The sequence below is a fragment of the Agathobaculum butyriciproducens genome (assembly GCA_003096535.1).
Lineage (GTDB): Bacteria > Bacillota > Clostridia > Oscillospirales > Butyricicoccaceae > Agathobaculum > Agathobaculum butyriciproducens.
Genome location: QEKJ01000013.1, coordinates 1 through 14,400 on the forward strand (window position 1 = coordinate 1; position 14,400 = coordinate 14,400).

Genomic DNA, 14,400 nt, shown 5'->3' on the forward strand with positions numbered 1-14,400 from the left:
CCTCGTACTCGGCCTGGTTATCATCGGCGCCGTACTGCTCGACGTTACCCGTGAGCGCATGGCTGCTAAGGCTCGCCGTCTGGCTGCTAAGTAATCAGTCCGCGCATATCAAACAAAAAAGAGTCGCTGTAAAGCGGCTCTTTTTTGCGTGAATTTGGATTGATTTATTCGGCACGAAGTTTGCAGAGAGTGCTGCGCCCTTTCCGGGCGGGGATAGGGAACGGCAGAGAATTTTTTCTGCCGTAGGGGAGCACAGTGTGCTCCCATGTCTCGACATATTCGCAGTATCAGATAAATTACTGCTGCACATACGGTTTCACCTCCGCTGCGAATTTTATCCTCATTGGTATCATCTTTATTATATATTCATAGGGCGAGGTGCCCTCACCCCGCCGTTTATCCGATCTGCACCATGATAATGAACAAATGAAAAATGAAATCTCCCGCTACAACATCTCCTGCGTGATCAACCGCAGATCGGTATAATACAGTTCACGCTTCGGCTTCACACCGTGCAGCAGCATTTGATACATTGCCAAAACCGCCTGAAACGACTCCTGCGAGAAGGTCTGACCGACGACAAAATCCACCGTGCCGTCCCGCAGATACCGCTTCGCGGCAGGTGTGAGGTCGTTGCAGATGATATGGGGCCGTACGGCGCGGCGTGCTTTTCGGATGCCGGAAATGCAGCCGGACAGCGGCTGGTTCGCCATATAGACCGCATGCAGGCGGCTGTCCGAGACGAGCGACTGTGCGACCAGTTCGCTCGTAAGATCGGGCATTTCGTTGGTCTCGATAACCTGATAGGCGTCCTCGGAGAACCCAAGCTCGAGCAGCCGGCGGCAGAAACCGTCCACACGGCCCTTGTGTGATTCCATACGCAGGTTGCCGGAGACGATGAGTACATGTTCGAGCGGACGAATGAGCCGCGCCATAACGCCTGCAGCGATTGCGCCGGCGCGGACTAAATCCTGCCCGACATAGCACAGACGGCCGCTGTCCGGCACGTCGGCATCGTAGGTAATGACGGTCACGCCTTGCTGCACTGCCTGCTCGATGGCGGCGCGGACCTCCGGCGTATTCTCGGCACGGATGATGAGTCCATCCACGCCGGAACGAATCTGCTCGTCCATCGCGCGGAGCAGCTCCTGCATGGTCATGGTACGCAGCAGCTGCTCGGTCAGTACAAACGCTGGATCGGCGATATAGCGCAGTGCCTTGCGAATGCCGCTGACGATCTGACGGTTGAAGTGCCCATCCGTCCATTGCGGAATGAGAATAGCCGCTTGCCTGCAATCTGCCGATTTCGGCGGCACTGGAGGCTGGTAGCCTAGTTTTTCTGCGGCACGGACAACTTTTTCGCGTATCATCGGATTGACGTTGGGGCGTCCGTGCAGCACACGGTCCACCGTGCCGCGCGACACACCGGACAGTTCTGCGATTTTTTGTATGGTAACTGCCATTGACACATTCTCCTTTGCTACTTCAAAGTATAGGGGAGAGCAGCGCTGACGTCAAGCATAACTACGCACAGTGCACAATCAAAAATGCACTGTCATCTGCTTTTGAGCTTTCATTTTGCCATAAATTTGCGGTGCTTTTTTAGGCAGGCTACCAATGTTTTGGTGGGACGGTTGACCGTGACGGAGAGATTGCGGTACAATGTATGCAATGAAGAAAAAGTGTGAAAAACGCGGGAATCCGCGTGTATTAACGAGATTTTAAGTGATTATTCCTGTTGTTAAAAAGGAGAGGATCAGCATGCTGAATATTGGTGTTATCGGCTGCGGCGCAATCGGCCGCGATCACATTCGACGCTTGACGGACCTTGTTCCGGGCTGTCAGGTTGTTGCCTGTGCAGACTATTTTGAAGAAGCTGCGATTAAGGTTGCGGCGCAGTATGAAGGCATGAAGGCATACAAGACCGGCGAGGAGCTGATTGCAGCACCGGAGGTGCAGGCGGTCGTTATCACCTCGTCCGACCCGAGCCACGCAGGCTATGTGCTTGAGGCTCTTAAAGCGGGCAAGCAGGTGTTCTGCGAGAAGCCGCTGGCACAGAGTGCCGCCGACTGCGAGAAAATCATCGCGGCCGAGACCGCACACGGCAAGCGTCTGGTACAGGTCGGCTTTATGCGCCACTATGACCGCGGCTACGCCGAGATGAAGCGCATCATTGACTCCGGTGAGCTGGGTGCGCCGCTGATGATTCACGCGTGCCACCGCAACGTATCTCAGCCGGACGGCTTCCAGACCGAGATGGGCGTTTCCAACGTTGCAATCCACGAGCTGGACATATGCCGCTGGCTGCTCGGCGATGAGTATAAGAGCGGTCAGGTGCTCAAGGTGCGCCAGTCCGCGTGCTCTACCAAGGGTTACGACAACCCGCAGATCGTGCTGCTGGAAACCCAGTCCGGTGCTCGCATTGACGTAGAGGTTCAGGTTGCGGACGCTTACGGTTACGACATCCAGTGTCAGGTCGTCTGCGAGAAGGGCACAGTCAACCTGCCTGATCCGTATGCGGTTGTCAAGCGCTCGAACGCAACCCGTTCGTTCCCAATCCTGACCGACTGGAAGGACCGCTTTATTGAAGCCTATGACATTGAGCTGACTCATTGGGTCAAGACCCTCGAGGAGAAGGGTGAGCCGGATGGTCCGTCCGCATGGGACGGCTACGCTGCTTGCGTCGCAGCAGACACGCTCAACCGTTCCCGCGGCACGAATCAGTTCCTGCCGATCGAGATGATGGATAAACCTGCTCTCTACAAATAATCTCTCATATATAAGAAAAAGGACCGCCCCAGCGGTCCTTTTTCTTTTATATTGGGTTATACGGTCAGCTTTTCCGCTTGATATGCAGCGCGGATAAACAGGGCAAGCAGCACAAGGCTGGCAATCTGCGAGAGAAAAATCGGAATAGAAGTTGGCAGCATGCGCAGCAAAATGTTGATAAGGGAAAGATAAAAGCACCAGCGAATACGCTTGGGCGGAAAGTCGTAGCCGCGCTCCGTACAGACATCGTCCAGTCCGGTGTACAGCCAGAACTGCGAGACATAGGCTGCGATCACACCGGCAAGTGCGATCAGGCTGAACAGCAGATAAAACGTGCTGGGTGTATACGGCGGCGTGTCGCTCGGAACGAGTGTCAGGGCCAGCAGGCCGACAACGGTTGCCGCCACGCTGAGCACAGTGGCTGTGAACGCACGCTGCAGGCGCTCGGACACGCGGCTGAACCGGTAAAACGGATAAAACTGCACGAGGGTGCAGAATATACCGAGAATGCCGGTAACGGTGAGCGCTGCACCGTTTGTGCCGTTCAAAGTGACGGGGCCGCTGAATTGTCCAAGCACCAGTGAAACGGCGCTGCACAGCCAGAACATGGAAAGCCAGCGGGCAATGGGAATGTTGTTGTTCATAATCTCTACCTCCTTGCCATTATAATAGCAGAGAAGATGAAAATATGCAAGAAAAAGCAGAGCCTTTCGGCTCTGCTTTTGTGCGATTTTACAATATATTAATACTGTACCTGAACCGGCTTGCCGGAGTGGAACGAATCCGTAATCGCGTAGGTAACGAGGGTTGCCTTGGTGCCGTCGTAAACGGTCAGCTCGGGCTTGCGGTCCTTCTGGATGCAGTCGATGAAGTCCACCATTTCGAGCAGGTAAGCCTCTGCGAAACGCTGCGGGAAGTTCTCTACGATCTCCTGACGGGCACCGTACTGATCGTAAACCATTACACGGTCCTTCCACGGTACACCGGCTACGCGGATATGCGCTTCGGTGCCGACGATTTCGGTCTCGGTGTGGTAGCCGTGCGGCGCAGTACGGCCAACGTGCAGGAAAGCAACCGTACCATTGTCAAACTTGAGCATTGCCATGCCGGTCTCGGTGTCGCCGTTCTCGGCAAACTCGGGGTGCTTAAAGTTGGTGCCTGCGGCGTAAACCTCAGTAACCTCACCGCCGAGGAACCAGCGCATCAGGTCAATGTCGTGCGAAGCCGCGTCAATGAAGATGCCGCCCGAGGTCTTGGAGAACTTGATGCAGCTCTCGACCAGTGCTTCCGGGTCAAGGCCGGTAGCCTTTACCAGATACGGCTTGCCGATGCGGCCTGCGTTGATCTGTGCTTTTGCATCCGCATAGGACGGATCGTAGCGGCGCATAAAGCCAAGGAAGAAGATCTTGTCCGGGTGACGTTCAACAGCAGCCTCAGCGCGCTTGCACTCCTCAAGCGAGCAGCCGAGCGGCTTGTCGGTGAAAACGTGCTTGCCTGCATCGAGCGCGTACTCGATCATCCAGCAGTGCTCCGGAGAGGAGGAGACGATAACGACAGCTTCGATGTCTGCCTCGTCAACCATTTTCTTGTAGTCCGTGGTGGTGTACTCTACCTTGAGGTAGTCCTTCGCCCAGTCCAGCTCCTTCTGCTCAAGCGAGCAGGCAGCGACCAGCTTGCAGCCGGGAATCTTGAACGCGAGATTCTGCGCGTGTACCGAACCGAGACGGCCCAAACCGACGATGCCAACTTTGATTTCCTTCATGTTTGTTCTCCTTTTTATAGAGCGGATTTTCTCTCTACGGCAATCGAACGATTGCCAGTCTCTCTCTCATACTAATTCTATCACTGCGTGGACGCGAACGCAAGGAAAAACGACCAAATCAGAGCGTTTTTTATACAGTGAAAACTGGCATTTCAGCACTCGGCAGGCGGGTGTGATAAAATTCCGACGATCATTTCATAAATTGTTCACAAACAGCACTTGACTTTGCCCGTATGTGGTGGTAAATTAAGTTTAGCACTCGGGGAGATGGAGTGCTAACAACCGAAAGAAAGGAGTCTGCTTCGGTGGAGCTTTCGGAACGTAAAAAGCAAATACTCAAAGCCATTATCGGCGATTACATCCGCACGGCTGAGCCGGTCGGCTCCAAGGCATTGACCGAGGGACACGAGCTGCCGTTCTCGTCCGCCACCATCCGCAATGAGATGAGTGAGCTGGAGGACATGGGCTACCTCGAAAAGCCGCACACCTCTGCGGGACGAATCCCCTCACCGCAAGGCTATCGACTGTATGTGGATGAACTGATGGAGCGTCCGGCCGACAATGCGGAGGACGGAAACGCACTGCAGAACAGCGTGCTTACCAAGGTACGCGAGCTTGACCACCTCATTCAGGAGGCCGGCAAGCTGCTCACCAGTCTGACGAATTACGCGTCGGTTGCTATCACACCGGCCATGACACAGATCGCCATCCGGCAGTTTGAGATCATCGCAGTCGATAAGATGAATTTCGTAATCGTAGTAGTTACGGATTCGGGTACGGTTAAGAACAAAATGGTCCGCACGGTGGCTGAGGTCTCCAAGGATGAGGCCGAGCTGCTCACCTATGTACTCAACCAGACGCTGACCGGACTGCCGCTCTCGAGCATCACCGCCGAGCGATTCGACATTGTGCGCCGCGCCGCGGGATTGACCGCGCTGCTCGCTCCGGTAGCCGAGTACATCGCAGAGCTGATCACCGAGCTGAGCGACCAGAAGGTTTACCTCGACGGTGCCAGCAAGCTGCTACGTTTTCCGGAGTACCGCGATACGAAAAAGGCACAGACGCTGCTCGATTACATGGAGGACGACCGCAAGCACCTGCTGCCGGCCACCCGCAAGATCGACGGCATCCAGTTCTTCATCGGACCGGAAAACGGCGAAAACCCGCTGAGTGAAACCTCGGCGATCTACGCAAAATACGATATCGGCAAGATCGGTCAGGGCGCGATCGGCATCGTGGGCCCGACCCGCATGGATTACGCCAAGCTGTCCGCACAGCTCAGCCGCTTCGCAAAAGGGCTGAACAAACTGATCGCCGAGACATTTTTAGATGAAAAAGACGGAAATCACTGATTTCCTGTAAACGGAGGCACAAAACGACATGAGCAAAAAGACAAAGCCGGAGGCGGAAGAGCAGGAGCAGGTAAAGACCGAGGCGCCCGCAGAGGAGACCGCCAAGGCTGAAGCAAAGCCCGCGACGGACTGGGAAGCCAAGTATAACGACCTGAACGACCGTTATCTCCGCATGGCGGCGGAGTACGATAATTTCCGCAAGCGCAGCCAGCGCGAGCGTGAGCAGGCGTACACCGATGCCGTCAGCCGCGCCGTAACCGCACTGCTGCCGACCTATGATAACCTCGAGCGGGCGCTCAAGGCAGAGACCGCCGACACCGAATATAAAAAGGGTGTTGAGCTGACCATGACGCAGCTGACCGAAAGCCTCAAGGGTATTAACGTCACCGTCATCGACGCTGCCGCAGGCACCGCATTCGATCCGAACTTCCACAACGCGGTTATGCACGTTGAGGATGAAAACCTCGGCGAGAATGTCATCGCGGAAACCTTCCAGCAGGGCTTCCAGATTGGCGATAAGGTTATTCGCCATGCGATGGTGAAGGTTGCAAACTGATTACTAACTACTAATTAAAGTAAACAAAATCCTATCATTTAAGGAGTGTATTTATTATGGGTAAGATCATTGGTATTGACCTTGGTACGACGAACTCTTGTGTATCTGTTATGGAGGGCGGCGAAGCCGTAGTCATCCCTAACGCTGAGGGTGCGCGCACCACTCCGTCTGTTGTTGCATTTTCTAAGGACGGCGAGCGTATGATCGGTCAGGTCGCTAAGCGCCAGGCTGTAACCAACGCAGACCGCACCATTATTTCCATCAAGCGCCACATGGGCACCGACTACCGCGTAAACATCGACGGCAAGCCGTACTCCCCGCAGGAGATTTCCGCTATGATCCTGCAGAAGCTGAAGGCTGACGCAGAAGCATACCTCGGCCAGCCGGTAAATCAGGCGGTCATCACCGTTCCGGCTTACTTCTCCGACTCGCAGCGTCAGGCTACCAAGGATGCCGGCAAGATCGCAGGTCTGGAAGTTCTGCGTATCATCAACGAGCCGACCGCTGCTGCACTGGCTTACGGCGTAGATAAGGAATCCGAGCAGAAGATCATGGTATACGACCTCGGCGGCGGTACGTTCGATGTATCCGTTCTGGACATCGGCGAGGGCGTTCTGGAGGTTCTGTCCACCGCAGGTGATACCCACCTCGGCGGTGACGACTTCGACCAGCGCATCATCGACTGGATGGTTGATGAGTTCAAGAAGTCCAACGGCATCGACCTGTCGAATGACCGCATGGCTATGCAGCGCCTGAAGGAAGCTGCTGAGAAGGCAAAGATCGAGCTGTCCGGCATGAGTCAGACCTCCATCAACCAGCCGTACATCACGGCTGACGCTACCGGTCCGAAGCACCTCGAGCTGACTCTGACCCGTGCAAAGTTCAATGAGCTGACCGCAGACCTCGTTGAGCGCACCATGGGCCCGGTTCGTCAGGCTATGAGCGACGCTGGTCTGTCCGCTTCCGATCTGTCCAAGGTCCTGCTGGTTGGCGGTTCCACCCGTATCCCGGCTGTACAGGAGGCTGTTAAGGGCATCACCGGCAAGGAAGGCTTCAAGGGCATCAACCCGGACGAGTGCGTAGCAATCGGCGCATCCATCCAAGGCGGCGTACTTGGCGGCGAGGTCAAGGACGTACTGCTGCTCGACGTAACTCCGCTGTCCCTCGGCATTGAGACCCTCGGCGGCGTATGCACCAAGCTGATCGACCGCAACACCACCATCCCGACCAAGAAGAGCCAGATCTTCTCCACCGCAGCTGATAACCAGCCGTCCGTTGAGATTCACGTTCTGCAGGGCGAGCGCGAGATGGCTGCAGGCAACAAGACCCTCGGCCGCTTCACCCTCGACGGCATCGCTCCGGCACCGCGCGGCATTCCTCAGATCGAGGTTACCTTCGATATCGACGCAAACGGCATCGTAAACGTATCCGCTAAGGACCTCGGCACCGGCAAGGAGCAGAAGATCACCATCACTGCATCCACCAATCTGTCTCAGGACGAGATCGACAAGGCTATGCACGAGGCTGAGCAGTACGCTGAGCAGGATAAGAAGAACAAGGAAGCAGTTGAGGTTCGCAACAACGCTGAGCAGCTGGTATTCCAGTCCGAGAAGGCGTTGACCGATCTGGGCGACAAGCTGTCCGCAGACGAGAAGAGCGGCGTTCAGGCTGAGATCGAAAAGGTTAAGGAAGCACTCAAGGGCACCGATACCGATATGATCAAGGCTGCAACCGAGGGTCTGTCCAAGAAGTTCTCCGATCTGGCCGGCAAGATCTATCAGCAGCAGGCACCGCAGGGCAACCCGAACATGGGCGGCCAGCCGGGTGCAGGCGCACAGGGCGGCCAGCAGGGCGACTTTGTAGACGCTGACTTCACCGAAGTTAAGGACGACGACAATAAGTAATAAGCAAGAGTGAAGATAGAAGAGTGAAGAGTGGAGAGAAAAACTCCTCACTCTTCACTCTCCACACTCCACTCTAATGGAGAGGCGCACTTTGGTGCGCCTATCCCTGTGTATAGGATGATTTTTTATGGCTGATAAAAGAGATTATTATGAAGTGCTCGGCGTACAGAAGGGCGCAAGTGATGATGAGCTGAAAAAGGCATACCGCAAGCTGGCGCGCAAGTACCACCCGGACCTCAACAAGGATAATCCGGAGGCTGCGGATAAGTTCAAGGAAGCAAACGAAGCGTACGAAGTGCTGTCCGACAAGGAGAAGCGCGCCAAGTACGACCAGTTCGGCTTTGCCGGCGTTGACCCGAGCTACGGCGGCGGCGCCGGTGCGGGCGGCTACGGCGGCGGCTTTGACATGGGCGATCTGGGCGACCTGTTCGGCTCGTTCTTCGGCGGCGGCTTTGGCGGCGGACGGTCGTCCCGCCGCAATGCACCGCAGCGAGGCGAATCCATCCGTCAGACCGTGATCCTGTCGTTCGAGGAAGCCGCGTTCGGCTGTGAGAAAGAGATCACGATCGAGCGCATCGAATCCTGTGACGACTGCGGCGGCACAGGTGCCGCAAAGGGCACCACGGCGGAGACCTGTCCGAACTGCCGAGGCACCGGCGTTGTTACGCAGACCCAGCGCACGCCGCTCGGCATGTTCCAGACGCAAGGCGCCTGCCCGAACTGCCGCGGCACCGGCAAGATCATCAAGAAGCCGTGTCCGAAGTGCGGCGGTCAGGGCCGTGTCCGCAAGACCCGCAAGTTCAAGGTCAACATTCCGGCCGGTATCGACGATGGTCAGTCCATCCAGCAGCGAGGTCAGGGCAATGCCGGCGTAAACGGCGGCCCTGCAGGCGATCTGTTCGTAACGGTTGCCATCCGTCCGCACCCGATCTTTACTCGCAACGGCCCGGATGTACATGTCGATATTCCGATTTCGTTCGCACAGGCCGCACTCGGCGATACGCTGCAGGTGCCGACCATCGACGGCCGCATCGAGTACAAGATTCCGGAAGGCACACAGACCGGCACTACGTTCCGCATGCGCGGCAAGGGCATCCAGAACGTCAACGGCCGCGGTCGCGGCGACCAGTACGTCCGCGTAAACATCGAGGTGCCGAAGAACCTGTCCGACAAGCAGAAAAAGCTGCTGCGTGAGTTCGAGGAAACGTCTACCGACGAGAATCAGATCAAGCGCAAGAGCTTTTGGGATAAGGTAAAGGACGCACTTAAGGATAAATAATTAAAGGAGTTTTGCTTTTTGAAGAAATACGGTGAATTGGATTCGGTAAGCTGACCGGGAGATCGGCTGAATCCATAAACCACCTCCCAAAAGGACGAAAATAATCGACTTTTCAGGAGGAATTCCCATGAATCGGGAGAATAAATGCAAGCAATATCAAAAGGGTTATTACAAAACGCATGCCTGTGACGACAGCTTCACCTGCAGGGTGTGCGGCCATCCGGTCGTACCGGTAGGCGCGGGCAGCGACCACAGGAATCACTGTCCGAACTGCCTGTCCAGCCTGCATGTGGACGATGAGCCGGGCGACCGTGCCGCCGACTGCGGCGGCATTATGGACGCCATCGGTGTCTGGGTCCGCAAAAACGGTGAGTGGACAGTGATTCATCGCTGCCGACGCTGCGGTGTACTGCATTCCAACCGCGCAGCGGCTGACGATAACCCGATGAAGCTGATGTCTATCGCCATGAAGCCGGTGGCGTTCCCGCCGTTCCCGTTGGAGCGGATTGAGGAGCTGACCGCGCTCATGGGAGGAGACGGAGCAGTGAGATAAATAGAAAACCACCCGAGATTTTCTCGGGTGGTTTTTGCATCTGCGGGATAATAATTGAAAATGGAGGATGGAGAATGGAAAATGAACGCAGAGATGAGGAATTCACCATTGTTCTGAATCGTTGGCATATGCCTTATCGTAGGGGAGCACAGTGTGCTCCTATGCAGCGCCATATCAAACGTTTTGCGGGCGCACACTGTGCGCCCCTACGGTTACACATCTGCAAATGATTTTGGTATGGGAACACACGTTTTACCATCACGATAATTCTCCATTCTCCATTTTCCATTCTCAATCATTCACGCGATAAATGAAAAACCCGCTCTCGGTATAACCGGGAGCGGGTTTTCTGCACAATTTTAGATCTTTAGATCTGCGGCAGCAGGTTTGCCAGCTCGAGAGCCGCAATCGCTGCATCTGCGCCCTTGTTGCCGGCCTTGGTGCCTGCGCGCTCGATGGCCTGCTCGATGTTCTCAGTGGTAATCACGCCGAACGTTACCGGTACGCCGGTCTGCAGATTGACCTGTGCGATGCCCTTGGCAGCCTCGTTGCACACGAGGTCATAGTGGCTGGTCGAGCCGCGGATAACCGCGCCGAGGCAGATAACTGCATCATACTTGCCGCTCTGCGCCAGCTTCTGCGCCGCCAGCGGGATCTCAAATGCACCCGGAACCCATACGAGCGTGATGTCATCCGTGTCCACACCGTGACGTACCAGCGTGTCCTCCGCGCCGGAGATCAGCTTGGAAACGATAAATTCGTTGAAACGTGCACCAACGATTGCAAACTTGCCCTTGGTTGCTACTAACTTGCCTTCGAGTACCTTCATCTTAAAATCTTCCTTTCAATATGGTGAACAGATATATTGCAGGGCGAGGTGAGATCATCCCGCCCTGCGGGATAGATTGATTACAATGTTTCACTAAAGAGGTGTCCCATCTTAATCTTCTTGGTTCTGAGGTAGAATGCGTCGTCCTTCTGCGGTGCAATCTCAATCGGCACGCGCTCGGCGATCTCTACGCCGAAGCCGTCCAGACCGTAAATCTTCTCCGGATTATTGGTCAGCAGGCGCAGCTCCTTCGCGCCGAGGTCCTGCAGGATCTGAGCGCCGATCCAGTATTCGCGCAGGTCGGGCGCAAAGCCGAGCTTTACGTTTGCCTCAACGGTATCGAAGCCCTTTTCCTGCAGCTCATACGCCTTCAGCTTGTTGATCAGACCGATGCCGCGGCCTTCTTGGCGCATATAGAGCAGCACGCCGCGGCCTTCCTTGTCGATCTGCTGCATGGCTGCCGCCAGCTGCTGACCGCAGTCGCACCGGCGGGAACCGAACACGTCGCCGGTCAGGCACTCGGAGTGTACGCGGCAGAGCAGGTTCTTGCCATCGCCGATCTCGCCCTTGACGAGCGCAACGTGGTGCTCGCCGGTCAGGTCGTTGACGTAGCCGTAGATGCGGAACTCACCGAAACGGGTCGGCATTTTCGCACAGGCTTCGCGGACAACGTGCTTGTCATGGCGGCGGCAGTAGTCCTGCAGATCCTTGATGGTGATGATCTTGAGGCCCCATTCCTGGGCCTTCTCCATCAGCTCGGAGGTGCGCATCATTGTGCCGTCATCGCGCATGATCTCACAGCACAGACCGCACTGCTCGAGTCCGGCCAGACGGCACAGATCGACAGTTGCCTCGGTGTGGCCGTTGCGGGTCAGCACACCGCCGCGGCGTGCAACAAGCGGGAAAACGTGTCCCGGACGGCGCAGCTCCTCCGGCTTGGTGTGGATATCCGCACATTTGCGGCAGGTAAAGCCGCGTTCCTCGGCGGAAATGCCGGTCGTGGTGTCCACATGGTCGATAGAGACCGTGAACGCGGTGTGGTGGTTGTCGGTGTTGACCTTTACCATCTGCTCGAGACCGAGACGGAGTGCAACCTGCTCACTCATCGGTGTGCAGATCAGGCCCTTGGCATGGGTCGCCATAAAGTTGACGTTCTCGGTCGTGGCAAACTGTGCCGCGCAGATGAGGTCGCCCTCGTTTTCGCGGTCCGGGTCATCAATGGTGAGGATGAGGTGTCCGGCGCGAAGCTCTTCGAGCGCCTCTTCAACTGTATTGAACTGATATTCCATAAGAGAAAACCTCCGTTAAAATCCGTGTTGTGCAAGAAAATCCATCGTAATACCGCTGGATTTGTGCGGCGTGAGCATTTTTTCAACATATTTGCCGATCACATCACATTCGAGGTTGACCGGCTCGCCCGGCTTTTTGCCGAGCAGAATGGTCTGCGCGCCGGTGTGCGGAATGATGGAGACCGAAAAGTCGGTGCCCGTCACAGCCGCCACGGTAAGGCTGACACCATCAATAGCGATCGAGCCTTTTTCGACGATGTACCGGAGCAGGGGAGCCGGTGTTTTGATCGTCACCCACACGGCGTTGTCCTCGCGCCGCTGCGAGAGAACCGAGCCGGTGCCGTCGATGTGGCCGGATACGATATGACCGCCGAACCGTCCGTCGGCAGGCATCGCGCGCTCCAGATTGACCGGCGAGCCGCTCTGCAGACTGCCGAGCGCGGAACGCCGCAGGCTCTCCGCCATCACGTCGGCGCTGAAGCTGTCGTCCGTCAGCGCGACCACGGTCAGGCATACGCCGTTCGTGGCAATGCTGTCGCCGATTTTTGTATTTTCGAGCACGGTATTCGCCGCAATCGTCAGCCGAGCGCCCTTTGCGCCGCGCTCGATGCGCCGCACCGTACCGATTTCTTCGATAAGTCCAGTAAACATTACAATCTCCCTTCAATCAGGAAATCTTCGTCCATCGGCGTGCAGGTCACGTCCTTCAGCGGAAGCGCCTGCACCATCTTGTCAAATCCCAGACCTCCGACCGGACTTTTTGCGCCTGCACCGCCGATGATTTTCGGGGCGATGTACGCCTGCACGCGGTGCACCACACCGGCCTCCAGCGCGGAGAACGCAAGTGCCGAACCGCCTTCGAGAAGCAGACCGTCGATGCCGAGTGCGCCGAGCTGGCGCATCAGGTCGGCAAGGTCTACGCGCTCGTTTTTCGTTTTGCATTCGAGAATGTGTACACCGTGCCGTTCCAGTTCAGCGGTGCGCTCATTTTGACCGATGACCGCGATATAGGTCGGGATTTTGTTCGCCGTCTGTACGATTCTGCTGTCGATCGGCGTTCTTGCGCGGCTGTCGCAGATTACGCGGATCGGATCGCGCCCGCCGTCAATGCGGCAGGTGAGCAGCGGATCGTCCTCAAGCACGGTGCCGATGCCGACCATGATGGCGGGCAGCCGGTTGCGCGTTTCGTGCACATGACGGCGGGCGGTCTCGCCGGTAACCCAGCGGCTGTCACCGGTGTGCGCGGCGATTTTGCCGTCCAGCGTCATCGCGTACTTGAGCGTCACAAACGGCGTTTTGTGCGTGATGTAGTGAAAGAAAACTTCATTCACGCGGCGGCATTCGTCCTCGCACACGCCGGTCTCGACTTCGATGCCTGCGTCGCGCAGGATCTGTGCGCCTTTGCCGGCTACCAGCGGGTTCGGGTCGAGACAGCCAACGAACACGCGGCCGATCTTGTGCTCGATGACTGCGTCTGTGCACGGCGGCGTGCGTCCCCAGTGGCAGCACGGCTCGAGCGTGACGTAAAGGTCTGCGCCCGTGCAGTCCTCGGTGCAGTGCGCGAATGCATTGCGCTCGGCATGCAGGCCGCCGATGTGCTCGTGCCAGCCTTCACCGATGATTTTTCCGTCCTTGACGATGACGCAGCCGACCATCGGATTCGGGTTGACGTGACCGGCTCCGCGCTGGGCCAGCGCCAGCGCCCGACGCATATATTCCTGTTTTTGCTCCTGCATAGAATCACCTGATATAATTCTGTAGAAAATTTCACGATAGTTTGGCGACAGCCATAAAAAACGTCCCAAAGACAAGAATCTTCGGGACGCTGAGAAAAGCATTGTGAAAATAAAAAGTCTGAAACACCGAATCAGCATTTCAGAACAGCAAACAAGCGGAAGGTCTTTCCGCGCATTCTTCTTTCGTCCAGACTATACTGTCGGCTTCGGAATTTCACCGAATCATGCTTCCGCCGAATGGCATCCGCTCGCGGGCTGTACCGCCGGTAGGGAATTGCACCCTGCCCTGAAGAATCAAATATTTGGTTTTGCGGGGCAAAGCCTTTATTACTCTGCCTGAGGAAAGTATAGTCCCAAGCGGAGAAAAATGC

13 protein-coding genes and 1 riboswitch are annotated in these 14,400 nt (G+C 56.4%); of the genes, 6 read left to right on the plus strand and 7 right to left on the minus strand.

The genetic code is table 11. The features are described 5' to 3' along the window. Positions 1 to 446: 446 nt before the first annotated feature. Positions 447 to 1,463: a LacI family DNA-binding transcriptional regulator gene (locus C7386_RS09500; protein WP_116705395.1), complete on the minus strand. Its 1,017-nt coding sequence runs from the start codon at positions 1,461 to 1,463 to the stop codon at positions 447 to 449. Between the two features lie 298 nt (positions 1,464 to 1,761). Between C7386_RS09500 and C7386_RS09505 the strand changes: the two genes are divergently transcribed. Beyond that, positions 1,762 to 2,769 carry a Gfo/Idh/MocA family protein gene (locus C7386_RS09505; RefSeq protein ID WP_110436283.1) on the plus strand — a complete coding sequence of 336 codons (1,008 nt, stop codon included), beginning with the start codon at positions 1,762 to 1,764 and terminating at the stop codon, positions 2,767 to 2,769. Between the two features lie 56 nt (positions 2,770 to 2,825). On the opposite strand, the gene C7386_RS09510 is transcribed toward C7386_RS09505, so the two are convergent. Both C7386_RS09510 and C7386_RS09515 read right to left on the minus strand, forming a co-directional pair. Continuing rightward, entirely contained in the window at positions 2,826 to 3,413 is a 588-nt protein-coding gene (locus C7386_RS09510; RefSeq protein WP_110436284.1) for a hypothetical protein, read from the minus strand. 98 nt (positions 3,414 to 3,511) lie between these two features. Continuing rightward, positions 3,512 to 4,531 (minus strand): Gfo/Idh/MocA family protein, encoded by a 1,020-nt coding sequence (locus C7386_RS09515; RefSeq protein ID WP_110436285.1) that lies wholly within the window; start codon positions 4,529 to 4,531, stop codon positions 3,512 to 3,514. A 305-nt stretch (positions 4,532 to 4,836) separates the two neighbouring features. On the opposite strand from C7386_RS09515, the gene hrcA reads away from it, so the two are divergent. The 5 genes from hrcA to C7386_RS09540 all read left to right on the plus strand — a co-directional run bounded on the left by hrcA (position 4,837) and on the right by C7386_RS09540 (position 10,175). Further along, positions 4,837 to 5,883, plus strand: a complete 1,047-nt coding sequence (gene hrcA / locus C7386_RS09520) for a heat-inducible transcriptional repressor HrcA (RefSeq protein WP_158557228.1) — start codon at positions 4,837 to 4,839, stop codon at positions 5,881 to 5,883. Positions 5,884 to 5,911: 28 nt separating this feature from the next. Next, positions 5,912 to 6,439 (plus strand): nucleotide exchange factor GrpE, encoded by a 528-nt coding sequence (gene grpE, locus C7386_RS09525; protein WP_116705396.1) that lies wholly within the window; start codon positions 5,912 to 5,914, stop codon positions 6,437 to 6,439. A 56-nt stretch (positions 6,440 to 6,495) separates the two neighbouring features. Continuing rightward, a complete protein-coding gene (gene dnaK, locus C7386_RS09530) occupies positions 6,496 to 8,343 on the plus strand; it encodes a molecular chaperone DnaK (RefSeq protein ID WP_116705397.1) in 1,848 nt (615 codons plus the stop codon). Positions 8,344 to 8,470: 127 nt separating this feature from the next. Beyond that, on the plus strand, positions 8,471 to 9,622 hold the full coding sequence (dnaJ, locus tag C7386_RS09535) for a molecular chaperone DnaJ (protein ID WP_116705398.1): 1,152 nt from the start codon (positions 8,471 to 8,473) through the stop codon (positions 9,620 to 9,622). Positions 9,623 to 9,749: 127 nt separating this feature from the next. Beyond that, complete coding sequence (locus C7386_RS09540) at positions 9,750 to 10,175, plus strand: RNHCP domain-containing protein (RefSeq protein ID WP_110436290.1); 426 nt, start codon at positions 9,750 to 9,752, stop codon at positions 10,173 to 10,175. 367 nt (positions 10,176 to 10,542) lie between these two features. Here C7386_RS09540 and ribH read toward each other — a convergent pair whose 3' ends face one another. The 4 genes from ribH to ribD all read right to left on the minus strand — a co-directional run bounded on the left by ribH (position 10,543) and on the right by ribD (position 14,029). Further along, the gene (gene ribH, locus C7386_RS09545; protein ID WP_110436291.1) at positions 10,543 to 11,004 is read right to left on the minus strand and encodes a 6,7-dimethyl-8-ribityllumazine synthase; all 462 of its coding nucleotides are present in this window, start codon (positions 11,002 to 11,004) and stop codon (positions 10,543 to 10,545) included. Between the two features lie 80 nt (positions 11,005 to 11,084). Then, positions 11,085 to 12,293, minus strand: a complete 1,209-nt coding sequence (locus tag C7386_RS09550; RefSeq protein ID WP_110436292.1) for a bifunctional 3,4-dihydroxy-2-butanone-4-phosphate synthase/GTP cyclohydrolase II — start codon at positions 12,291 to 12,293, stop codon at positions 11,085 to 11,087. Between the two features lie 15 nt (positions 12,294 to 12,308). Next, positions 12,309 to 12,944 (minus strand): riboflavin synthase, encoded by a 636-nt coding sequence (locus tag C7386_RS09555; protein WP_110436293.1) that lies wholly within the window; start codon positions 12,942 to 12,944, stop codon positions 12,309 to 12,311. Next, entirely contained in the window at positions 12,944 to 14,029 is a 1,086-nt protein-coding gene (gene ribD, locus C7386_RS09560; RefSeq protein WP_110436294.1) for a bifunctional diaminohydroxyphosphoribosylaminopyrimidine deaminase/5-amino-6-(5-phosphoribosylamino)uracil reductase RibD, read from the minus strand. The genes C7386_RS09555 and ribD overlap by 1 nt, the downstream gene beginning before the upstream one ends. A 171-nt stretch (positions 14,030 to 14,200) precedes the next feature. After that, positions 14,201 to 14,327: riboswitch (FMN riboswitch) on the minus strand. Between the last annotated feature and the right edge of the window lie 73 nt (positions 14,328 to 14,400).

Coding starts and splice junctions, on each gene's coding strand:
- C7386_RS09500 (WP_116705395.1), bottom strand. CDS start 1,463: ATGGCAGTTACCATACAAAAAATCGCAGAACTGTCCGGTGTGTCGCGC.
- C7386_RS09505 (WP_110436283.1), top strand. CDS start 1,762: ATGCTGAATATTGGTGTTATCGGCTGCGGCGCAATCGGCCGCGATCAC.
- C7386_RS09510 (WP_110436284.1), bottom strand. CDS start 3,413: ATGAACAACAACATTCCCATTGCCCGCTGGCTTTCCATGTTCTGGCTG.
- C7386_RS09515 (WP_110436285.1), bottom strand. CDS start 4,531: ATGAAGGAAATCAAAGTTGGCATCGTCGGTTTGGGCCGTCTCGGTTCG.
- grpE (WP_116705396.1), top strand. CDS start 5,912: ATGAGCAAAAAGACAAAGCCGGAGGCGGAAGAGCAGGAGCAGGTAAAG.
- dnaK (WP_116705397.1), top strand. CDS start 6,496: ATGGGTAAGATCATTGGTATTGACCTTGGTACGACGAACTCTTGTGTA.
- dnaJ (WP_116705398.1), top strand. CDS start 8,471: ATGGCTGATAAAAGAGATTATTATGAAGTGCTCGGCGTACAGAAGGGC.
- C7386_RS09540 (WP_110436290.1), top strand. CDS start 9,750: ATGAATCGGGAGAATAAATGCAAGCAATATCAAAAGGGTTATTACAAA.
- ribH (WP_110436291.1), bottom strand. CDS start 11,004: ATGAAGGTACTCGAAGGCAAGTTAGTAGCAACCAAGGGCAAGTTTGCA.
- C7386_RS09550 (WP_110436292.1), bottom strand. CDS start 12,293: ATGGAATATCAGTTCAATACAGTTGAAGAGGCGCTCGAAGAGCTTCGC.
- C7386_RS09555 (WP_110436293.1), bottom strand. CDS start 12,944: ATGTTTACTGGACTTATCGAAGAAATCGGTACGGTGCGGCGCATCGAG.
- ribD (WP_110436294.1), bottom strand. CDS start 14,029: ATGCAGGAGCAAAAACAGGAATATATGCGTCGGGCGCTGGCGCTGGCC.